This window comes from Mucispirillum schaedleri ASF457 (assembly GCF_000487995.2).
GTDB lineage: Bacteria > Chrysiogenota > Deferribacteres > Deferribacterales > Mucispirillaceae > Mucispirillum > Mucispirillum schaedleri.
Genome location: NZ_CP097562.1, coordinates 1236928 through 1260436, shown reverse-complemented (window position 1 = coordinate 1260436; position 23509 = coordinate 1236928). Strand labels below are relative to the sequence as shown.

The 23509-nt window shown below is 31.9% G+C and carries 22 protein-coding genes and 1 pseudogene; 4 read left to right on the top strand and 19 right to left on the bottom strand.

Annotated features, from left to right (window positions below):
* Positions 1-137: 137 nt before the first annotated feature.
* Together N508_RS05925 and N508_RS05920 are read left to right on the top strand one after the other, a co-directional pair.
* Positions 138-1880, top strand: coding sequence for a hypothetical protein (locus tag N508_RS05925; RefSeq protein ID WP_023275485.1), 1743 nt, complete (start codon positions 138-140; stop codon positions 1878-1880).
* Entirely contained in the window at positions 1877-2338 is a 462-nt protein-coding gene (locus tag N508_RS05920; RefSeq protein WP_023275484.1) for a bacteriohemerythrin, read from the top strand. Before N508_RS05925 ends, N508_RS05920 begins: the two co-directional genes overlap by 4 nt.
* A 273-nt stretch (positions 2339-2611) precedes the next feature.
* Here N508_RS05920 and N508_RS05915 read toward each other — a convergent pair whose 3' ends face one another.
* From N508_RS05915 to lgt, 6 genes are read right to left on the bottom strand one after another with little or no spacing between them, the layout of a single operon-like run.
* A complete protein-coding gene (locus N508_RS05915) occupies positions 2612-3505 on the bottom strand; it encodes a patatin-like phospholipase family protein (RefSeq protein ID WP_023275483.1) in 894 nt (297 codons plus the stop codon).
* Positions 3502-4485 (bottom strand): MBL fold metallo-hydrolase, encoded by a 984-nt coding sequence (locus N508_RS05910; RefSeq protein WP_023275482.1) that lies wholly within the window; start codon positions 4483-4485, stop codon positions 3502-3504. The genes N508_RS05915 and N508_RS05910 overlap by 4 nt, the downstream gene beginning before the upstream one ends.
* Before the next feature lie 20 nt (positions 4486-4505).
* On the bottom strand, positions 4506-5054 hold the full coding sequence (locus N508_RS05905; protein WP_023275481.1) for a DJ-1 family glyoxalase III: 549 nt from the start codon (positions 5052-5054) through the stop codon (positions 4506-4508).
* Between the two features lie 51 nt (positions 5055-5105).
* The gene (locus N508_RS05900) at positions 5106-5927 is read right to left on the bottom strand and encodes a DNA adenine methylase (RefSeq protein WP_023275480.1); all 822 of its coding nucleotides are present in this window, start codon (positions 5925-5927) and stop codon (positions 5106-5108) included.
* Positions 5927-6706 carry a type II restriction endonuclease gene (locus N508_RS05895; protein WP_023275479.1) on the bottom strand — a complete coding sequence of 260 codons (780 nt, stop codon included), beginning with the start codon at positions 6704-6706 and terminating at the stop codon, positions 5927-5929. The genes N508_RS05900 and N508_RS05895 overlap by 1 nt, the downstream gene beginning before the upstream one ends.
* A gap of 51 nt (positions 6707-6757) precedes the next feature.
* A complete protein-coding gene (lgt, locus tag N508_RS05890) occupies positions 6758-7708 on the bottom strand; it encodes a prolipoprotein diacylglyceryl transferase (protein ID WP_023275478.1) in 951 nt (316 codons plus the stop codon).
* 353 nt (positions 7709-8061) lie between these two features.
* Here lgt and rpsB point away from each other — a divergent pair, with 353 nt between their 5' ends.
* Both rpsB and tsf read left to right on the top strand, forming a co-directional pair.
* Complete coding sequence (gene rpsB, locus N508_RS05885; protein ID WP_023275477.1) at positions 8062-8865, top strand: 30S ribosomal protein S2; 804 nt, start codon at positions 8062-8064, stop codon at positions 8863-8865.
* Positions 8865-9746, top strand: a complete 882-nt coding sequence (gene tsf, locus N508_RS05880) for a translation elongation factor Ts (protein WP_023275476.1) — start codon at positions 8865-8867, stop codon at positions 9744-9746. Before rpsB ends, tsf begins: the two co-directional genes overlap by 1 nt.
* A gap of 255 nt (positions 9747-10001) precedes the next feature.
* Here the strand turns inward: tsf and N508_RS05875 are convergent.
* The 13 genes and pseudogenes from N508_RS05875 to N508_RS05815 form a co-directional block, all read right to left on the bottom strand.
* Positions 10002-10367, bottom strand: a pseudogene (locus N508_RS05875) (cyclophilin-like fold protein).
* Between the two features lie 62 nt (positions 10368-10429).
* Positions 10430-10969, bottom strand: a complete 540-nt coding sequence (locus N508_RS05870; protein ID WP_023275474.1) for a flavodoxin family protein — start codon at positions 10967-10969, stop codon at positions 10430-10432.
* Positions 10970-10977: 8 nt separating this feature from the next.
* Positions 10978-12045, bottom strand: a complete 1068-nt coding sequence (locus N508_RS05865) for a carboxymuconolactone decarboxylase family protein (RefSeq protein WP_023275473.1) — start codon at positions 12043-12045, stop codon at positions 10978-10980.
* A gap of 165 nt (positions 12046-12210) precedes the next feature.
* A complete protein-coding gene (locus N508_RS05860) occupies positions 12211-13746 on the bottom strand; it encodes an SLC13 family permease (protein ID WP_023275472.1) in 1536 nt (511 codons plus the stop codon).
* Between the two features lie 360 nt (positions 13747-14106).
* A complete protein-coding gene (locus tag N508_RS05855) occupies positions 14107-15165 on the bottom strand; it encodes a M24 family metallopeptidase (protein WP_023275471.1) in 1059 nt (352 codons plus the stop codon).
* Positions 15162-15593: a type II 3-dehydroquinate dehydratase gene (gene aroQ / locus N508_RS05850; RefSeq protein WP_023275470.1), complete on the bottom strand. Its 432-nt coding sequence runs from the start codon at positions 15591-15593 to the stop codon at positions 15162-15164. The genes N508_RS05855 and aroQ overlap by 4 nt, the downstream gene beginning before the upstream one ends.
* On the bottom strand, positions 15590-17374 hold the full coding sequence (locus N508_RS05845; protein ID WP_076654029.1) for a tetratricopeptide repeat protein: 1785 nt from the start codon (positions 17372-17374) through the stop codon (positions 15590-15592). Before N508_RS05845 ends, aroQ begins: the two co-directional genes overlap by 4 nt.
* Positions 17375-17496: 122 nt before the next feature.
* A complete protein-coding gene (gene aroB, locus N508_RS05840) occupies positions 17497-18537 on the bottom strand; it encodes a 3-dehydroquinate synthase (protein WP_023275467.1) in 1041 nt (346 codons plus the stop codon).
* Positions 18534-19067 carry a shikimate kinase gene (locus N508_RS05835; protein ID WP_023275466.1) on the bottom strand — a complete coding sequence of 178 codons (534 nt, stop codon included), beginning with the start codon at positions 19065-19067 and terminating at the stop codon, positions 18534-18536. Before N508_RS05835 ends, aroB begins: the two co-directional genes overlap by 4 nt.
* A gap of 141 nt (positions 19068-19208) precedes the next feature.
* On the bottom strand, positions 19209-21119 hold the full coding sequence (locus tag N508_RS05830) for a transglycosylase domain-containing protein (protein WP_023275465.1): 1911 nt from the start codon (positions 21117-21119) through the stop codon (positions 19209-19211).
* Positions 21116-21691 (bottom strand): RdgB/HAM1 family non-canonical purine NTP pyrophosphatase, encoded by a 576-nt coding sequence (rdgB, locus tag N508_RS05825; protein WP_023275464.1) that lies wholly within the window; start codon positions 21689-21691, stop codon positions 21116-21118. The genes N508_RS05830 and rdgB overlap by 4 nt, the downstream gene beginning before the upstream one ends.
* A 3-nt stretch (positions 21692-21694) precedes the next feature.
* On the bottom strand, positions 21695-22162 hold the full coding sequence (locus tag N508_RS05820) for a hypothetical protein (RefSeq protein ID WP_023275463.1): 468 nt from the start codon (positions 22160-22162) through the stop codon (positions 21695-21697).
* Between the two features lies 1 nt (position 22163).
* A complete protein-coding gene (locus N508_RS05815) occupies positions 22164-23309 on the bottom strand; it encodes a class I SAM-dependent RNA methyltransferase (RefSeq protein WP_179077827.1) in 1146 nt (381 codons plus the stop codon).
* Positions 23310-23509: the final 200 nt, after the last annotated feature.

Genomic DNA, 23509 nt, shown 5'->3' with positions numbered 1-23509 from the left:
GTTTTTTTGCTGCATATCAAATCATATCTATTACTTTCAAAAATATTTAAGAAATTTATGCAAATCTTTTGTTGAAGTATTATTCTTTTAGTAGTATAATGTATAAGTAATTTATAATTATATATATGGAGCAGTAAATGCAGCAGCAGGAGTTTGAAAAATCTATATCTAAATTTTTTGAAAAAGCAGGTGTCCGCCTTATAAAAAAAGGTGAAGGATATGATGATAAAATTACATTTCCTGCCTATCTTTTGCTAGATACAAAACGCAAATCATATTATTTTGCAGAAACAGATATTCAAACTATAAATAACGATACTGCACAATCTGTTTCCAAACTCGCTGCGGACAATTCACTTTCAGAAAATAATGCAAATGCTTTATATAAAATAGGTCAGGATATAAGTGCAAATAATAACAAGTTTGAACTTGCTGATGATGATATATCTGCCTTTGAGTGCAAATCTGCACTTATAATCAGCGAAGAAAACAGTGCTGAAATTAAAGAATATTTAAACAGTAATTCATATAAATTCCAAACTGTGCCTTTAAAGGGAGAGTTTTTAGTTATATTTTTTGATAAAGGAATGGAAGATAATTTAGCAGAACTTTATAAAAAATATAGTAATGATACAAATAATATTTTAGAAGAAGATGATATTGCTCCAGTTTTTGCTCCAAAAGAAGACAGCAGTATAGAAGATATTGATTTATCTGCCCCAAAGAATAGTAATTTTGATGCTGAAACACCACTTGTTGAGCCAAAACCTGAAAATGATACAGAAACAAAATCTGCTAAGGTTGAAAGTAACAGCACAGAAAATGCAGAAGAAAGTTCAGAATATACCGCAGAAGATGAGCTGTTAGATAGTATTGATTTATCAGACCTTTTAAAACCTGTGCAGGAAGATGACACTCCAAAAGATGAGGTAGAAGCTGAGCTTTTATATGGAAAGCTTTTAAATGAACAGACAGATAAAATTGAAGTTTCTACAAGCGGACCTGTTGAAAAAACATTTGATGAAATACCTGCGGGTATTATAAGTGAAGAAGAAATAAAAGATATGGCTTCTGATGAAAGCGGCAAATCTAATAATACTTCTTCTAATGATAAAAAAAATGCAAAATTAAAAAATAAAGAAGAAAAACGACAGGCAAAACTTGCTAAAAAACGAGCAAAAGAAGCCGAAAAATATACTTATGAAAATAGAAATAAACCATGGCTTGATATTCCCGGAAAAATAGCTGCAAATATTATTGGTATAATCTTTTTTCTACCAGCATATATATTAAATAAAATTGTGGGCAGGTTTCTTCCTCCTTTTGTAATATACTGGCTCACTGCTATTATTGCAATTTATGGCGGCTATCAGTTCGTTTTCTCACTTTTGCCGCAGCCTTTAAGTGATGTATTTTTAAAAGAAGCTAATAATGCTGTTAATATGATACAAAATTATAAAATTGATATGCCTGACGGTCAAGCAGTAAGTGATATTGCTGAAATGTCTATTGCTATGATGAAAAGCAGTGCAATAGCATTTTACGGTTCATTAAAAGGTGTTGAAATCCTTATGAATAATGGCTATCTTTTACAGTATTCACTGGGATTTGGTGCTGTTATAATGATATTTCCAGCATTTCGTTTTATAGGAAAAACTATTACTATTTTTTCAGTGATTTCTTATTTTATGCTGCCTGTTGTTACATATTCTCAAAGTATGCTTATTCAGCACAGCTTTAATATGCCTGATATTTCTTTAACTGCTTCTGCAGTTCATTTTATAGTTTATATATATCCATTATTACTGCTTTTTGCAGTTTTATATATTTCATCAGCCTTAGTGCCTGATAAAAATACTAGAAAAGAGGTGCTGCCTTGAGTAAAACTATACAACCATTAGAATGGGTAGATGATTTAAGATTAGGTGATTATTCTCTTGATAACCACACAAAAGAATTTTTACGGTTTGCAAATGTATTTATAGATGCAAAAAATGTTGGCAACGGCGAAGAACAGCTTGATAATGTATTAAATCACCTTACAGAATATTCGCACAAGCATTTTCCACCTCAGGAAGATTTAATGGAGCGTATTAAGTATCCATCACTTGATGAGCATAAAACAGACCATAAAAAATTTAATTTAGGTGTGGCAAAACTTCTGAAAAAAAGATTACTGCTTAAAAGAGCAAATGTGCCTGCTGATGAATATGACGAAAGGGGAGTTGACGGCGTTCTAACGGATATTGCCGATTTTATTACAGACTGGTATCACAGCCATATGCTTGGTGCTGATAAAAGACTTTCTGATTATTATAACTACGAATATAAAGAATGATAAAATGTGTGGGGCAAAATTTGCCCCTTTTTTATTCATAAATTATTTTTTTCATATTTTTATAACAATACAGCACCATTTACACTATATAGTGTTATAAATACATCTTTTGAATTATCTTATCTTTTAGATACTTCGCCTTTCAGGCTCAGTATGACCTGCACCCTTCGCAATATAAGTCATTTTGAGCATGATTTTAAAGGCGAAAAATCTATATTATACATATTAAAGCAAGGTATAATTTAAACTTTTTTCGTTAGTTAAATTTAAAATCTATTCACCTGACTGTTCCTTTCCCAGCTTTTTTTTCATAATATGTATTATCCTGTTACTTATTTTTTCTTTAAAATTGTTTAATATTTTAAGTGTTATGCTGTCTAATGCTCCCTGCTCTACTGCTATTTTTGCAGCATTTGCACCGCAGTTAATTACTTCCTGAGCCTGATAAAAGTGAAACATATCAATACCTGATAACTTTGGCTCAATAACTGCCACTGCTTCCTGCATTTTTGCTTTTGCAAGACAGCGGGAAACTATCCCCATAGACCTGCTCATAGTTTCAAGCAGACCGGGGGCTGATGAATTATCTCTTTCTTCTATATATTCATGAAGATGAACTGCCACAATATTTTTGTGTTTATTATTATGCAGCACATCAACAGGCAGCGGGTTAGTAACTGCCCCATCTACATAATAGCTGCCTTCATATAGATAAGGCCTCATAACTCCGGGCACAGAAATACTTGCCCTTATTGCATGTATTATAGGACCTTCTGAAAAAATACATTCTTTACCAGTATCAAGATTAGTAGCTGTAATATATAAAGGTATTTTAGCATCTGAAAACTTTGCGTATCCCAAATGTTCTTCAAAAGCCTGCATTAATTTTTTGCCGCCAATAAAGCCGCCAGAAAATGAAACATCAAATGTCATAAATGTAGATTTTTTGTTTAACCCAGTAAGCCATGATTTTAATATATCAAGCTTTCCCAAACAGTAGTAAGCTGCAACTATTGCACCCATAGATGTGCCTGCCACTGCTGTAATCTGATAACCTTCTTTTTCAAGTGTTTCTATTACTCCAATATGTGCCATACCCTTTGCAGAGCCGCTGTCCAGTGCAAGTGATATTTTTTTATTATAAATTATATCTTTTATTATACTCATAAATTATATTCTCCACCTATTTCTAAAAGAACTAATTTATCTTTATCTATTACTTTTTTTATCCTGCGAACTGGCTCTCCTGCTGGCTCACTGCTCATTGTATAAGTGCCGTAATGCATAGGGATAAACTTTTTGCCGCCTAATATTTCAAAAAGAGCCGCTGCTTCTTCAGGGTTTATATGATGGTCTCGCATCATATAATAAGGGCTGTAGCTGCCTATCGGCATAAGGCATATATCAGGGCTTCCCATGGTGTTTTTTATATCCTTATACATTTCTTCATTATATGCAGTATCACCTGCAAAAAATATTTTATGACCTTTATGCTCTATCATGAAACTGCCCCAGAGCCTTTTATTCTGGTCAAATAAACCCCGTCTGCACCAGTGGTCAGAAGGCAGAAATGTAACACGAACATTATCTTTTAAATAAATATATGACTGATACCAGCCAGCTTCCTGTCTGCTTATCCATTTTAACGGGCAGCTGTTAAAAAGCTCTGATGTTTTAAGCGGAAGCAGTGCTTCCATATCTGGATTATTTTCTAAAAGAGATGATATACTTTTTATACTTAAATGGTCATAATGGTCATGGCTTATAAGAATATATGAAATATTTTTCAAATCTTTAATATTAAATGGAAGTGCTGTATCTCTTTTATTTGTAATTAAATCAAAAAAAACAGGGTCTGTTATAAATGATATACCTGCAATGTTTATATAAAAACAGGAATGACCAAGCCAGTATATTTTATTATCTTCAAAACTATTGATTTTATTAACTTTTATAATAGATTTTTCTTTTGCAAGCTCTTCTTTCTGTGGGTTTCTTTTAACAAGCCATCTGATAGTTTTAAATAAATGAGTTTTCTTTTTGACTAAATCTTTTGAAAACCTGCCATTAACTAAAATATTGCCTGAATAATCTGCCTTTAATAAAGGCAGATTATTATTTAATTCATATTTGATATGGTTTGACATACTTAACCTGTCATCAAATGCTATTTAAAAAGCATTCCTTTTGCAACCTGCGATGCAATTTCTTTACCCTGCAGCTCTGCAAGCAGTTCAAAAGCATATTCAAATGCAGCTGCAGGACCTGCTCCAGTAATAACTTTGCCATCTTTTACAACAAATTTATCATTTTTATAGCTGCCACTTGGTGCATTATTTTCCATGCCAGGATACATTGTAAAATCTTTATCAGCTAATATTCCAGCCTTATCAAGAACCATAGGTGCTGCACATATTGCAGAAACTATTTTGCCTTTGCCATAAGCTTCTTTTATTATATCTATAACTATACTGCTGTCTCTTAAATTAGATGCACCGGGCATACCACCGGGACATATAAAAGCATCATAGTCATCTGTTTTAATGTCTTTTACATCTTTATCAGCCATTATTTTTACATTATGGGAGCTTACCACCTGCATGCCAGTCACGCCAGCAATAGTTAAATCAACTCCACCTCTGCGTAAAATATCCACAGGTGCAAGAGCTTCTATATCTTCAAACCCGTCTGCTAAAAATACAACCGCTTTTTTCATATTTTCCTCCAATTATTATTTAATGAATCTCATAATAGACTTATTAAAATATTAAAAATTTGTTACAAGAGCTTCAATCACTGTATTTCTATTATGCTCTTTTCCTCCAATATAATAAAAATGCTCTTTTAAATCTATATTAAAACTATTCCAATATATATCTATGTAAGAATTCTTACGATATTTATTATGATGCCATGTTGATAGTATAAATTTTGATTTTGTGTTTAACAACATATTAAATAACGATACCTCATCATCATGCCTCCAAGCATTAAAATAATCTGAATACCTATCAATATACGGTGGATCACAATAAATAATATCATTTTTGGTTGCATAATTAATTGTATTATTAAATGATTGAGTTGTAAATTGATAATCATAAGTTTCCAGTAACATTTCAATATTTTTTATTTGATTCACAATCTTTGTAATATAACTTCTTGAAAATCTATTATTCTTTTTACAAAATGGAACATTAAAGTTACCTTTACTATTAAATCGCATCATACCATTAAAACAGCTACGATTAAGAAATATAAAATCATAAGAATTAGGATTTTTATTAAATCTCTCTCTAACTTCCATGTAATAATCATTAGAATATTTATTGAGTTTGATACTTTCACTTAATAAAAATAGTTTCATCTTATCAGATGTTATTACCCCTGTTTTTATATCATTATAAAAGTTGATTATATAAGGATTAGTATCGCAAAAAATAGCTTTATTTGGCTTAATATTAAATCCAACTACGCCTGAACCCATAAAAGGCTCATACCAAATATTATAATTTTCAGGTAATTTATTCTTTATCCATTCTGTTAATTTTGTTTTTATTCCTTGACATTTAATTGGTGGAATTATCATTACTCTCTTCCTATATACTTCAAATATTCTTTTAATGTTGATATTTTCTTTGTTCGTCCATCATTTGTAGTAATAGTTATTTTATTATAGTTCATCCAATAGGCATCAAACATTTCTTCCCCATAATCTTTAAATACTCCATTACCATTAATTATATCTTGTATTTTAGTAATACTTCCTATATTAGCGGTATTACCACTACCGCTTTTATCACTTGCTATTTTCCATTTTTCAATAAAGAAGAATTCTATATTTTTAATTACTGATTCTATTGTATACAATTCATTTATATTAAACATATTTATTTCGTCAACAATATAATTACGAGAATAAATTATGCCTAAACAATAGTGGGCTTTATATTCATTATATGGATACTGAATATTTTTACTTGATGCTCTATTAATAAAATATTCACCGTGTGAACCCAATGTAAACCCATTGCATTTGTTATCACTTTTTCTATAAGTTGTTTTAATATCAACAGCATACTTAATAGAGGGATTTTCTATAAATACAAAAGACATATCAGGATAATAATTTTGATGATCAGCTAAAACCAAATTGAATCCTTTTTCAAATGCAAAACGACTAATAATTGGAAATATATGTATTTCAAGTATTTTAGAAATAATCTTTGTATCGGTAGATATTGTAAAAATATTCTTATATACATCTATAAAACCCTTAATTGTCCAGTTTTTTGATTCATCAGAAACATACTGATTTAATATACTTAAAAAAGCAGAGAATTCTGTTTCAAACTTCTTTTTATCCATATAAACTCCACAAAGTCATACAAAAAAAATAATGTTAGACATTACATTTTATTAAATATTATCCTTCAATTTCATTGCTCTAACTACTAAAAATATACCAATACATATAAAAGCAAGGCTTGCTGCATGTGGGGCACGGATAAAACCAAGCATTAAATCATCAGCCCTAAACATTGTAACAAAACCACGAATTAATCCATATGATATTAAGTATATACCAAAAATTAAACCTGTTGAAATATTTTTACTGTTACGCCAAAAATAATACATAATTGCAGCAGCTGTAAAATTTAAAATCATTTCATAAAAAAATGTAGGGTGCACTGCCAGTGTGCCAAAATCTCTGTATGCTGCAGGCATATGTTTATCTGTAAAGCTGATACCCCACGGCACATATTCTTTTAATTCATATACTTTGCCTTGAAATGTTACTTCTGCCCCGTTTTTAGCTATTTCATTTAATTTTGATACATTTTCTGGCATGCTGTTTAAATTAAATGTATATAATACAGATGTCCAGAAATCTGTAAACACTGGCTTTAATCTGAATATTATTTCTGGTGGAGTAATTACAGGCACCCCATGAGCTTCCCCGTTTGCAAAGTTGCCTAATCTTCCAAGCCCCTGCCCTAATATAAGCCATGGTGCAATTAAGTCACCAAAAAACATAACTTTTATTTTCAAATAGTGAGAATATATAAGGGCTGCAATAAAACCCATTATAATACCTCCATGAATTGCAAGCCCCCCATGCCATACTGCAAATATTTCAAGCGGAGTATCTTTATAAAATTCCCACTGAAAAATAACATAATATATCCTTGCACCAATTAATGCTGCAATAAATACTACTATTATCATATTTTCAAGATATTCTTTTTTATAACCCATTTTTACCATCTTCCTGCCTGCCATAAATATGCAGATAAGAAGACCTGTAATTATCATAAGGCTGTATATACGCAGCTCAAAATTACCTATTTTAAAAAGATATGGCATCATTATAAAAAACTCCAAAATTTAATTGTATCATATTAATATAAAAAATGAAGATGTCAATAATTTAGATAGCAGTATACCATATTTAAGTATGTAATTATATATATATTATATTATACAGAGCCTGAATAGCGAAGTATCTAGATTGCCAAACTCTGACCCATAATATAACATTTAAAATTGCTGCAATCGTTTTTAGATTTTACAAAAAAATACTTGACAATTTCAAGGTATTTCATTAAAAATATAGCCTACGACTTATCACACTGGCAAAATAAGAGCTCGGCGTGTTCCTTATATAATAATATAAGGTGCTTAATCTTATCAGTGGAAGAAAAAAACTAAAGGAGATTAATATGTCGTATATTTCTATGAAAAGCCTGTTAGAAGCAGGTGTTCATTTTGGTCACAGAACTAATCGCTGGAACCCTAAAATGTCAAAATATGTGTTTGGTGCAAGAAATGGTATCTACATTCTTGACCTTCAAAAAACTGTTCAATGCTTTAATAATGCATTTGAATTTACAAGAGATATGGCTAAACAAGGCTGTAATTTCTTATTTGTAGGCACTAAAAAACAAGCTCAAGATGCTATTAAAGCAGCTGCTGAGCAGTGCGGTGCATACTATATTAATAACCGCTGGTTAGGCGGCACTCTTACTAACTTTAATACTATTAAAGGCAGAGTTGCAAGACTTAAAGAATTAGAAGAAATGTTTGCTACTGATTTTATCAAACGCTTTACTAAAAAAGAAGCTTCTCTTCTTAAAAAAGAATATGATAAATTAGAGAAAAACTTAGGCGGTATCAAGGATATGAAAAATATCCCTGATGTTATGTTTATAGTTGATATTAATATGGAGCAGAATGCAGTTTTAGAAGCTCATAAATTAGGTATACCAATAGTTGCAATAGTTGACACTAACTGCGACCCGGAAATGGTTGACTTCCCTATTCCCGGGAACGACGATGCTATCAGAGCATGCCAGCTTATTGCAGGCAGACTTGCTGATGCTATTAATGAGGGCAGACAATCTAGAGAAGATGAACTTGTTGGCGAAGTTAGAGATGCATCTAAAGAAGAAGATGTGGAAGAAAATGAAATAGTTTCTATGGCTGAAGCTGAACTTAATGATATACCAGAAGATGAGGTGAAATAATGGCTGAAATTACTGCATCACTTGTAAAAGAACTTCGTGAAAAAACTGGCGCAGGTATGATGGACTGCAAAAAAGCATTGGCAGAAACAGGCGGCGATTTAGAAAAAGCTGTTGACTTTCTCCGCACTAAAGGTTTAGCTGATGCTGCTAAAAAATCAAGCAGAGTTGCTGCTGAAGGTTTAGTTGTAACTTATATGTCTGATGATTTAAAAAATGGTGCTATCGTTGAAATAAACTGCGAAACAGATTTTGTTGCAAAAACTGATGATTTTATAAAATTTTCTAATGATATATGCAAACTTATTGCTGATAAAAAACCAGCTGATATGGATGCTTTAATGGCTCTTGACTATGAAGGCTTATCAGTTGAAAAAACTATTGCAGAAAAAGTTGCAAAAATTGGTGAAAATATAAAAATCCGCCGTTTTGCTCAATATGATGCTGCTGGCAGATTAGAAGCATATATTCATGCAGGTGGTAAAATAGGCGTATTAGTTGAGTTTGATAATGTATGTGATACTGATAAAGAAGTTATCAGAGATGTTGCTCTGCATATCTGTGCTGCTAACCCACTTTGCATAAGTGATAAAGATTTAGACCCTGCTGTTATTGAGCATGAAAAAGCTATCTATATCCAAAAAGCAAAAGAAAGCGGTAAACCTGACAATATTATTGAAAAAATAGTTGAAGGTCAGGTAAATAAATTTAAACAGGAATCATGCCTTATTAGTCAAAAATTTGTTAAAAATCCTGATGAAAGCATAGCTAAACTTTTAGGCGATAAAAAAGTTATTCGCTTTACTAGATATCAGCTTGGCGAAGGTATTGAAAAGAAAAAAGAAGACTTTGCTGAAGAAGTTAGAAAACAGGCAGGTTTATAAGAAATTTCTCATATAAAATTTCAGGGGGGGGGGAGCTTATGCTCCCCTTTTTAAGTTTAGGATTAATAGATAAAGATGTGGACTTATCCAAAAATTTTATCATATAAATCATTTTGAGCCTGATTTTAAAGGCTAAAAATCTAAAAAATATATATTTACAGCAGTGCATAATATATTCAAAACTATCCAGTTTTGTAGATACTTCGCCTTATTACTCTCAGTATGACCCATTTTGCTTTAACTCTCTACTATAACTTATTTTCTTTTAATCGTTATTTCAAAATCCTGCTTTTGGTCTGCAAATATATCTATGCCTTTTGTAAGCCTGCCAATAGAATAAAGAGAATTTGAAAGCCCAAAATCTCTGTAAAAGAAGCACAAGTTACCAAAAGGTTCATAATATGCAATATCTGAAACATTTGGGTCATAAGATAATGGAAGTCCATTTGTATCAATTCTTTTTCAAATTTTACCAATTTTCTCTGTATTATTATAATCTGACATTTTTAGTGTAAGTGGCAGAAGTGATAAAAAACTTCTACCTGCATTATTATCATATATGATGCCTTCTGCTTTTTCACTGCCTATGAGTATTTCAACTATTACATCATTACTTTTCATTTCTTCCGCTCCTGCATAATAAACAAAAACAAATGTGATATATAATAAAATGCAAAACTTTTTCATACAGCCGCTCCCATATCATAAGCCTGCTGAATATATCTAGTAGAGTTTATCTCCCCTTTTTTCCATACTCCACCAGCATAAATCATGCCTTTTATTTTTATATCTGATAAACAGTCGCAAAGTCCATCAAGACATGCATCAGCCCTGTCAAAAGTAGATTTTCCATTTTCTGCTGCAGTTAATAAATAATATATTTCTTTACCAGTAATTTTAGTATAAACTGCTACAAGCCTGTCTATGAGTGTTTTTAATTGACCGCTTATTGAATAAAAATATACAGGGCTTGAAAAAACTATTACATCGCTTTTAAGAACTTCATCTATTATTTCATCCATATCATCCTTTTGCGAACAAGCGCCATTATGTGTTTCGCAGTATCCACATGCTTTACAGTAGTTTATTTTTTTATCATTTATAAAAATCTCTGTTACTTCACTGCCATTTTCTTTTGCACCTTTTGCAAAGCTGTGGCACAAAGTATCAGAATTGCCGTTTTTTCTTGGGCTGCTGGATATTATAAGCACTCTTTTTCCCATAACTCCACCTATTTCAATTTACTATATTCACTGTCGCTTACAGGTTCAAGCCATTCAGTAGTATTTTTAACAGGAGCTGCATCAAATTTTGATACCATTTTTGGTGGAACAGCTATTGCAATATGAGCAAAAAAACTGTCTTTTGATGCCCCATGCCAGTGTTTTATACCTGCAGGTATCTCTACAACATCACCAGCCTTTAATTTTCTTGCAGGCTTATTCCATTCCTGATACCAGCCATTACCACCAGTAACAAGCAAAATCTGACCGCCTTTATGGTGAATATGCCAGTTGTTCCTGCAGCTCGGCTCAAATACCACATTACTTGCAGATACCCCATACCAGCTTTTAGCTAAAGGTTCAAGATAGCTTTTGCCTGTAAAATATTTTGCATAAACTGTATTTTCTGCACCACGATTAAATACTCCCATATTATAACTTGTTATAAATTGAGCATAACGGACAGCATAATTTAATTTTTCATCACTTAACCCAGTATTTTTTGCCATATTAATATGAGCTTTAAGCTGCGGCTCTGCACCAGCTGATACTGCTAGAAATGAAACTGTTGCAAGCTCTCTTTCCTGATGATTAAGTATTCCTCTTGCAAAAATATCTGCAAATAAATGCTCTTTTAAATACTGCTCAATACCCGGAGCAAATGTCTGCCATTCTGCCACAGTTTTTCTGCCTGATAGTTTTTCTCTTGTTTTCTCGCCTATTTTATCTCTGTCATCTTTTGAAGTAAGCTCTTTTGGCATTTCCCCTTGTATATCTTTGATACCCTTAGACTTTCTTTCTTTTATAACATTAATAAAGGTTGTAATTGCATTTAAACTTTTTGGAAAACCGCAGTAAGCATAACTCTGGATTAAAATTTCATTAATCTCATTAATAGTCATTTTATTATTAAGAGCTTTATTTAATGATACTGCAAGCTGTTCCTGATTTCCAGCAGATGTAAAAGATGATATTTCTACTATCCGTTCTTCTTTTTCTGATAGTGTTGGCTGCATAGCATTAGTCTCCATATAAATCATTATAAAACATATTATAAATAAAACAGTTTTTTTCATACATACCACCTCGTTTTAGATATAATACATTAAATATCTCTTTTTACAATATATGATACATTCTATTTTTTGCATAATACTATCATTTGAACATAAAAAAAGGCTGTGTTTTTATACACAGCCTTTAATGATATATTTATTATAATTAACACATTTAAATTATAATTATTTTGCTGCCCCTGCAGATGCCTCAGCAGCTTGTAAAGCCCATTCAGGTGTTACATTTAAGTCTATACCCCAAAGCACTGGCATTAAATACATAACAAATAAAACAACAACAATTGTGCCAAATATATTTAAACCCAATCCTGCTTTTGCCATATCTTTTATGCGTATGGCTCCACTTCCAAAGACAACCGCATTAGGTGGTGTAGCAACTGGCAGCATAAATGCAAATGATGCAGCAACACAGGCTGGAACAATAGTTGCATAAGGGTGTATACCAAGAGCAACAGCAGAAGCACCCATAATAGGAACAAGCAGAGTAGCTGTTGCAGTATTTGATGTAATCTCTGTTAAAAATACTACTAAAAGAGTAACAAGAGCAATAAAAATCAGCATATGCATACCATTCAGGCTTTCAAGCTGTTTAGCTATAAAAGATGCCAAACCTGTTTTCTGGAAACCTGCAGCAACGGCAAAACCACCTCCAAAAAGGAGCACTATGTCCCATGGAATTTTGACAGCTGTTTTCCAGTCAAGGATAAATATACCTTTTTTCCAATCAGCAGGAATGGTAAAAAGAAGGATTGTGCCAAGCATAGCAATAACAGTATCATTTACATTTTTTAAACTAGGAAATATTGATTTCAGCTTTGGAGAAAATACCCATAAAAAACCCACAAGTAAAAATACTATTAAAACAACAAGTTCTTGTTTACTGATAGGACCCATTTTTTTAATTTCATATTCTATAACATCTTTTCCTTTTGCAAGTTTTAAATCACCTGTTGGAAATAGAATTTTAACAAGAAGCAGCCATGTGCCTGCCATAACTATAATAACAAGCGGCAAGCCAAACATCATCCATTGAGAAAAAGAAATAGTTTGACCATAAGTAGTATTAAGCATACCTACCATAATTGTATTTGGTGGAGTTCCTATAATGGTTGCAACACCGCCAATAGAAGCAGAATAAGCAATAGCAAGCATTAAACCTTTGCCAAAATTCTGCTCTTTAATACCAACAGAGCCATCTAAAAGCTGTTTAGAAGAAATACCTGTAACCTGCGCAATAACCGCTAAACCAATAGGCACCATCATCATAGCAGTAGCAGTATTAGAAACCCACATAGATATAAAACCAGTAGCTATCATAAAACCAAGAGTCATTTTAACAGGACTTGTTCCAACCATTTTAATAGTATATAATGCTATACGCCTGTGAAGATTCCACCTTTCCATAGTAACTGCAACAAAAAAACCACCTATAAAAAGATATATTGTTGGGTCTGCATAGCGTGCAGTAACATCTTTTGCAGCCATAACATTCAATAAAGGATAAAGCAGTATAGGAAGTAAAGAAGTTGCTGGTATAGGCACCGCCTCAGTTATCCACCATATAGCCATAAGTGTAGTAATAGCCGCTACTTTCATTGCAGACGGATTCATACCTTCTGGCGGAGTGATAAGCAGCATAATAATAAAAACAATAGGTCCTAAAAATAGTCCTACCCTTTGAGTAGTAGTATACTCTTTCATCTAACCCTCCAAATTATATCCATGAGCAGTAAAAAACTACTTAGATAATTGTGATTATAGAACAGTTTGCTAGACTGAACATTATTAATCTAGCATATTTATTTTACTAAGGCAATAGAAAGTGAGTTTTTTTATAGAGAAAAATAAATTATTTTATGAAATAATTTGTTTATTAAATAAAAATATTATGCATTAAACATAATATACTGCAAAAAATACTTATAAATCTTTATTATTTAGAGATTTTTCAGCATCATATATGAAAACAGGAAATATTAAAGTATATGGAATATTATGACAGAAAATTTTTATATTATTAGACTGAAAAATAAAACAAACATAAAAAACTGTTTTATTATTTTAATCTATTAAATTATATACATATCTATCAAGAATTGAGCTTATTATTTCAGGCTTGCCATTATTTATTAAAACAGTCTGTTCTAAGCGGACACCAAATTTTTCTGGCAGATATATACCCGGCTCTACTGTAAATATCATATTATCTTCAATTAAAAAATCACTTTTTGGCTTTAATACTGGAAGTTCATGGACATCTATCCCTACGCCATGACCTAATGAATGTTTAAAATATGAACCATATCCCTGTTCTTCTATGTAGGAACGGGCAGTATTATCAATATCACTGCACATTATGCCTTCTTCAATGCTGTCTACTGCCTTTTCCAAAGCTGAGCGGACAATATCAATAACCTTTAATACTTCTTCATCATTTCCTGCATATATCATTCTTGTATAATCACTTGTATATATATCACGGCTTCCAAAATCTATAATAACAGGTTCATTTTCATTAACTTTTTTAGCAGAAGCTGTGCCGTGTGGCATTGCACCGCGAACACCAGAAGCCACAATAGTTTCAAAACTTTCTCCCTTAGCTCCAAGCATTTTCATATGATACTCTAATGCTGCTGCCCATGATTTTTCACTTGTGCCATATTTAAATAATTTTAATGCACGAAGAAATGCTGTGCCTGCCAAATGATACTGCTCTTTTATTAATGATATTTCAGAATTATCTTTTATCATACGAAGTTTCTGCATAAAATCTTTTTCATCAAGATATATTTCTACTCCCTGAGCAGCTATTTTTGAACTGATATTTATAGAGCATGATGGCTGTAATAATATTTTTTTAAAAAACGAACATCTCTCTTTATAAATGCTTGAATAATCGCTGACAATCTCTACAATAATATTTTCAGAAACTTCTTCTGCTGCCTGAATACTGTATCTGCTGTCTGTAAAAAATACTGCTTTCTCTATATCTACAAGCATATATGCAGTAGTGCCTGTAAAACCGCTTAAATATCTTACATCAGTTAAGTTTGTAATGAGAACAGCAGGTATATCAAGACTGCGTAATTCTCTTTGAACTGCTGCAATTCTTGTTATCATTGCCATACTCCATTTGCAAAATAATCTACTGCCATTAAATAAGAATCTTCCCTGAAACCTGCTATTACACCAAGAGCAATATCTGAAAGATATGAATGATGACGGAAAGGCTCTCTTGCAAACACATTTGAAAGATGCACTTCTATAAACTTTGCATTAATAGAAAGCAGAGCATCCCTTATAGCTATACTTGTATGGGTATATGCTCCTGCATTAAGTATAATGCCGTCATATCCTGCTGATTTTTGTATGCAGTCCACTATGTCCCCTTCAGAATTTGACTGAAAGAAATCTATATCCATATCATATTTTTCTGCCTGCTCTCTTACTAAATCTTCAAGCTCATAAAAACTTATTTGTCCATATTTATCTGGCTCTCTCTTGCCAAGCATATTAATATTTGGTCCATTAATCACTAATATATTCATCTGCTTTCCTTATTATGCTGAACTTTTTCTAAAAAGTTTTCAAGCCGCATAAGTTTTCTATCTTTTTCTGATATATCTATTCTTTCATCATCTGCCATATCATCGTGAGTCATACCAACTGCACTTAATATTTCATCCATAATATCTCCTTGAGTAAATGGTGCAGATTCTCCTAAATCAATAGGTGGATTATCACTATCCTTATAGCTTTCATCAACTATTCTGCCATACTGAAAATCATCGTCTATCATATCATTATAAGTCATATTTTCAATAGATGACGGCACCTGTTTATTAAGAAGTTCATTATATTCATTATCTGCTGGCATGCTTTCATCTGTATTATCTTTAATATCTGCATTTTCTTCTGGAATATCTATTATATCTTGACTATCTTCTATATTTTCTAATGTTTCTTCTGTATTTTCTTCTGCTGTTTCTGGTAAAAACTCTGCATTATCTTTTGCTTCTTCTGTATCTGCTTCTGTTTCTGATATTGTTTCATTTATTTCATAAGGCTCATTGTCTTCCTGCAAAGCTGATAATAAATCATCATCTTGGCTTTCATCATCATTTGATAAAGCTGACAGCAAATCATCTGCTGCACCATCTTCTGATGTTTCAGAAAGCTTATCTTCTTCCTGTAATGCTGATAGTAAGTCATCATTTTGGCTTTCGTTATCATTTGATAAAGCTGACAGTAAATCATCTGCTGCACCATCTTCTGATGTTTCAGAAAGCTCGTATTCTTTCTGTAATGCTGATAGTAAATCATCATCTTGGCTTTCGTTATCATTTGATAAAGCTGACAGCAAATCATCTGCTGCACCATCTTCTGATGTTTCAGAAAGCTTATCTTCTTCCTGTAATGCTGATAATAAATCATCATCTTGGCTTTCATCACCATTTGATAAAGCTGAAAGCAAATCATCTGCTGCACTCTCTTCTGATGTTTCAGAAAGCTCATCTTCTTCCTGTAATGCTGATAATAAGTCATCTCGTTGACTTTCTTCTTCATTTGATAAAGTTTCAGCAGGTTCTAATTCTTCACTTTCTTCTGATGTAGTAATTTGTGGCAGGAAATCATCAGGATTATCAGAAAGGCTTTCATCCTCTTCTTCATGCTGCGTAATTAATGGCATATAGTCATCAGGGTTATCAGAGTGAAAATCATCTTCTTCATCATCATAATTTCTAGCATTAATAGATGTATCTGACACTAAATCTGCCATGATAATTTCTGCATTTCTAATTCGTTTATCTATTTCCTGATATGTTTTTAATTCTTCATCCTCTTCGCTGTCTGCTGCATTTTGAGACTGTCGTTTCATCCGCTCATCATATATTTCAACAGGGTTTAATGTCCCCCCAAGCTCATCAATCATGTTGCGGACTTCTTCATCTTCTGGGCTGCGGATAAATGCACCTGTTAGATATTTAAGAGCTTCTGTATTATCCCCTTTCTCTTTGCAGATAATACCAAGCAGTTTTAAAGCCTTGTAGTTATTGTCATCTTCTGCTGTAACATCAAAAAGCAGGTCTCGTGCCTGGTCAAAAAAACCTTTATAAACATAGGCTTCTGCAAGAAAAGTTTTAGCAGCACAGTTTGATGGAAAACGCTCAACAGCTGTTTTACACATTGCTATTGTTTCGTCATATTTTTCCAGTTTATTATATGCTAATGCAATAGGTATAAAATAACCAGAATTAGGCTCTGCTTCCATTTTTGAAAGAAAATAAGCTATATCAGACATATAGCGAGCATGTGTCCTTTCGTCCACCAGCTGCACCCCTTACTTATATTAGAATTGTTTTAGATAAGGATTTTAGATTATAAAAATGCAGAAATTATATCTTTTCCTTATCTAAAACTAATATAGCAGTTTATATATATTACTTTTATTTATAGAAATAAGTCAATTAATTCTTTTGGTTTTATATCATTTATAATAATCCCCTGCATATTTTTGCCAGAAAATGCCACACTTATACCATTCTTGCCTGCTTTTTTATCTTTTGATACAGCTTCAAGCATTTTATCTATATCTTTTGGCTCATAATGAGTTGGATATTTAAGTGATTTTAATAAACCATATACTGCTTCGTATGTTTCTTTATCAGTATAGCCATTTTGTAAAGCATATTTTGATTCATATATCATACCTAATGCAACTGCAAATCCATGATGAATTTTATAATTAGAATCACTTTCTATACCATGAGCTGCTGTATGACCAAAATTAAGCAGTTTTCTAATGCCAGCCTCTTTTTCATCCTGCTCTACTATCTCTGCTTTTAACCTGCATGATTCAGCAATTATATATTCCATTATTGCTTTTGAGCGTTTTAAGATACTGCTTTTATTTGCATTAATATATTCAAAAAATTCTTTATCTCTAATGGCTGCTATTTTAATAGATTCTACAAGTCCGTTTAAATATTCTTTATCAGTTAAACTGTCTAAAAAATTGCTGTCAATTAACACCATACCTGGCTGATAAAAAGAGCCAATATTATTTTTTATTCCTTTAAAATTAACTGCTGTTTTGCCACCAACACTGGAATCTACCATTGCCAAAAGCGTTGTAGGGACTTGAATAAGCTTAATACCACGCATATATACTGAAGCTGCAAAAGCTGCCACATCACCAGTTATGCCGCCGCCAACTGAAACAAGTGTAGAATCTCTTAAAGCATTATGCTGCCTTAAAAAATCAAGCATTTTTTCAAGACTTAAAAATGTTTTATTTTTCTCTGCTGCCTGAAATAAAAATACACGCTCTTTTGGAATGATATTTTTATACAAAGATGCAACTTTACTGTCTATAATAAAATAAGCACCATCTTTTTCATACTTGGCAAGTTTATCCCCAATAAAATCACTGCCTATAAATATATTGTAATTTGTTTTATTTTCTAAAATATTTACTGTAATGCTTTTCATTTTTTAATCCCTGCCTCTGCACATATATATTTTACTATTTCATCAATAGATTTATCTGATGTATCTACTAATATATCTGCTGATATATAATAATACACTCTTTTTTGCATAAGTAAATTTAATTTATCTATTCTATCTTCTCCCATAAGCAGTGGACGGATATTTTTTTCAAATGATAATCTGGATATTATCACATCAGGCCGTGCCATAAGGCATACAGAAATGCCGTTTGCATTAATAAGCTTCATATTATCTTTATAGCAGGGCAGCCCGCCACCTGTTGCTATGATAACATTCTGTAACTGAAAAGTGCTTGTTAATACACTTCGTTCAAGCTTCCTAAAATAAGCTTCATCATGTAATTTAAAAATTTCAGCGATACTCATACCTGTTTCTTTTTCAATAAGGCTGTCTGTATCAATAACTCTGCGGGAAGTAACACGGCTTAAATATGCACCTGCTGTGCTTTTGCCTGTCCCCATAAATCCTGTTAGATAAATACGGTCTTGTTTATTCTTTAAATTTTCCATAAATCTACTCACTTTTAGAGATATATCTGACAAAAAAATTTTTCCAACTATGCTGGTTTTACATTGCTTAACACAATGCAAAAATTATAATGCAGTAATACTTTAAATCGCACCCAAAGTTTCATTTATTATATTATATCTTTATTCATACTTAGGAAGTTTATTTTTATTATATGCTTCTAAATATGTGCCAGTATTTTTCTTGTTTGTTAAATATCCTGTTCTTGCATTTACTCTTTTATATACAATATTTTTAGGTGTCTTGAATGAAAATTCAGCATCTGCTCCAAAATATTTCCGCTGAAATGAAGATATTACAGGGGCAGCAAGCCTTCCACCACTGCCTGCATAAGTTATAGGGCTTAAATCATCATAGCCAACCCACACTACTGCTGTATAATCACCAAAAACAGTGGCAGTCCAAGCATCTTTTGTATCATTAGATGTGCCAGTTTTAGCACCTGTGCCTTTAAGCAGGTTTGCTCCTCGTGCTGTGCCTCTGCTTGCTACTGTCTGCATAATATATAATGTCTGATATGCAGCCTCAGCAGAAACTACTCTCTCACCCTGTGGCCTTAAATCTACATACTTACTGCTGATTTTATACCCTGTTGCAAGGACAGCCTTTTTATACTCCCCCATATTGCCTATTGTAGAATAAATTTGAGCAACAGTCAATGGGGTAGCAGGAAATGCACCCAAAGCCATAGCATAAAATGGTTTAACTTCATCATTCATACCCATTGACTTACTTAATTCACATATATAATCAAGCCCAACATGCTCTGCAAGTTTTACTGTTGAATTATTAAGAGAATATGTAAAAGCATAGCGGATAGGAATTTTTCCCATAAAATAACCATTATAATTGTTTGGTCTGTATATTATATCGCCTACCCTGAAATCATAAGGCATGTCTATAATCTGGTCTGATGGCTTTATTCCTTTTTCAAAGGCTGCTAAAAATACAACTGGCTTAAATGTAGAAGCCATCTGCCTTGATGTAGTTAGTGCTCTATTAACCTTTGTATCATACTGTCTGCTGCCTATTGCTGCCATTATCTCCTGAGTATTATTATTAATCAGAACAAAAGCTGCCTGCAGCTTATCATCTTTATCTTTAAAATACTCATTCAATGCACTTCTTGCTGCAAGATTTGCCTTTTCATTATAACCTGTATATATTTCTATATTCTTTTTTCCAAGATTTTCTTTTATCTCTTTAATATCTGCTATCTGTTTAAATACTCCATTTAAATATGCAGGCTCCACTATCTTTATATTTTCAGGCTCTAATTTAATAGACATTGCCATATATTCTGCCAGCCTGCTGGATGATATAATATTCTGCTGATAAAGTTTATTTAAAATACTGCGTGCTTTCCTGTCTAACTCCTGATAATCTTTTACAGGGTCATAATGTTTATTTGAAAAAGATATTACAGATAATAAAAAAGCAGTCTGTAAATAGTTGATTTCTTTTATATCTTTATTAAAATAATATTTTGATGCTGCAGCTATTCCATAAATATTTTCTGCATAGTTAGAACTGTCTAAAAAAAGCTTGGTAATTCCTACTCTGCTGTATTGGTTATGCAGCTTATCAATAGTATACCAGCGTAAAAGCTCTTTTTTAAAACCGGAAAGCCTGCTTTTAGATATAAGCATATCTGTATAATGAAGATATGCAGCAGCTTCCAGAGAGAACGGCTCTATGCCCTGATAATTTAATATTATCTTTTTCCACCTTTCTATACCCTGCTCTTTTACTGTATTATATCTTTCATTTATCAGGATTTCCACCATTGGCATAATCTGAGATATATCATAATCGCCACGGAGCTTTTCCTGCCTGACATAATATTTTTGATACATTACAAAATCATTCTGCCCGTAAACAGTAAAAGCTATTGTATCATTATATGCAGCAATATTATCTGTTTCAGGCACATATACTTTTATATATTCAACTTCTGAATGAATATATAAAGCAAGACCTGCTGCAAGCTGCAAAACAAACAAAATAATAAAAACTGCAATTAATTTTTTCATATTACTTTATTCAGATAATCTCTTAATTTTTCTAATGCTTTATATCTGTGGCTTATTTTATTTTTTTCATTATGTTCTATTTCTGCTGTAGTTTTTCCATTTGGCAGTAAAAATATGCTGTCATACCCAAAACCATTTTCACCCCTTTCTTCATACCCTACTTCACCTTCAAGCTCTCCATGAAATGTTTTAACAGTTTTACCATTTTTTGACAGAGCTATTGCGCAAATAAACCTGCATTTCCTGTCTTTTTTCTCCTGCATTTCCTTTAATATCTTTATATTATTGGCTTTATCATCACCATGAGTGCCTGAATATCTAGCAGAATAAATGCCCGGTGCTCCATTTAAAGCATCAACTGATAAGCCTGAATCATCTGCTATTACATATTCATCTTTTAACTTAGAAGATAAAAAATCAGCCTTAATTTTTGCATTTTCTTCAAAAGTATTACCTGTTTCTTCCACATCTTCCATATCAGGAAAAGATTTGCATATAATATCTGCTCGTTCCATAATTTTATTTATTTCTTTTATTTTCCCTTGATTTTTTGTTGCTACATATAAAACCATAGTTTACCCCGTATACTGAAAAGCTGAATATATATGATAAATTAAAAGCGGTGTTAAAAAATATCCTGCTTTATGTGAATATTTAAAAAATGCAGTTAAAAGAATAATTGTATATATAATCAATATAACATCATCTGCCCTTGTAATGTTATAATGTATTAATTCTGGTATTACAGCAATCATCATGCCTATAATATATTTTAATATTACAGGCAGCACCATAAGGATAAACAGAGCCGCCGAAAGATGAGTTTTTATACCATTTTCCTTTGCTTTATTTTCTGCTGTTTCAAGACCTGTAACAGCTGAAATATATACTATAATATTTAATATAATAATTAAAACCATTTCAACATTTAAAAATGGTGTATCATTATTTTTAATAAATAATTTAATCAATGCAGTATATGGAATAACTGCTAAAATAACAGCTAAAAATACATTGCTTATATAATTTACAGTTATTTTCATACTATATCCTTTGAAGCCTTACAACACTTTCTATATGATAAGTATCAGGATACATATCATATAGTGTAAAATCAGTTATTTTATATTTTTCTTCAAGCCTTATTATATCGCGGGCAAGAGTAATCGGGTTGCATGAAACATATATTATCTCATAAGGATGTAATCTTTTTATGTGTTCTATTACTTTTTTATCTGCACCATTTCTAGGCGGGTCTAAAAAAATGCAGTCACATTTTTTGATTTTTGATAAAAATATGCCGCTGTCACTGATTTTTATATTATAACCTGACTGCCTGCCTAAATTTGCTGAAACCTGCTCATATTCACATGCTTCCACTCTGCCTTTTGCCATTAATGCACATGTAAAAAAACCAGAACCAGCATAAAGCTCCACAATATCTAAACTATTTGATACAAGACTTGAAGCATACTCTTGAAAATCATTTAGTAAATACCTATTTGCCTGAAAAAATGATTTGTGTGTAACCTGCACGGCTCCATAAGCTGTATTAAAAGCTATATTTGAACAACCATATTTTTTATTATTTATACATACCCCTTCAAAACTGCCTATATGTTTATAATCAATACTTTCTGCCCTTATATCTGCAAGCGATAACCCCTCATCATTTTCTATTGCATATATTTCACCAGATAAGTTATTAATCTCTGCAAATTCTTTCATTTTCTTATAAAGACTTTCTTTAATTACAGGACATTTTTCTGCCATAACAAGTTTATTTGTGCCATGCTCAAAAAAACCAATTTTGCCATTTCTGCTTCTTGCTGTTGCTCTCAGCCTGTATTCTTTACTGCTGCTTTCCACAATTTTTATTTCAGGCATATTATGCTTATATTTTCTAAACTGGTTTAATACTATGTGTTTTTTTATATTTTTTTGTGCTTCATAATCAATATGAGCAAAAGAACAGCCGCCACATATATCAGCTGCAGAGCATAATGGTTTAACTCTCAAATGTGATGGCTTAACTATTTTAATAAGGCGTGCAAAAGCAAAACTTTTTTTATCATCAAATATTTCTGCTTCTACTATATCGCCTTCCACAGTTTTCTGCACAAATATTACCTGCCCGCTTTCACTTCTGCCAACACCAGCTCCACCATAAGCTGTATCTGTTATTTCCAAATTTTTTATAATTTCCTTTTTCATAGTCAATTAATATAAAGAATTTTTTTAAAGATGTATAGTATATTTTACAATAAGAAACTCTGTTACAACCCAAAAATAATTATTCAAAAATATATACTTTTGGCAAATTTTAATGCTATAATTGTAAAAAATAATGTATAATGATGATTATGGTATTTTTATTGCATTTCCGTAAT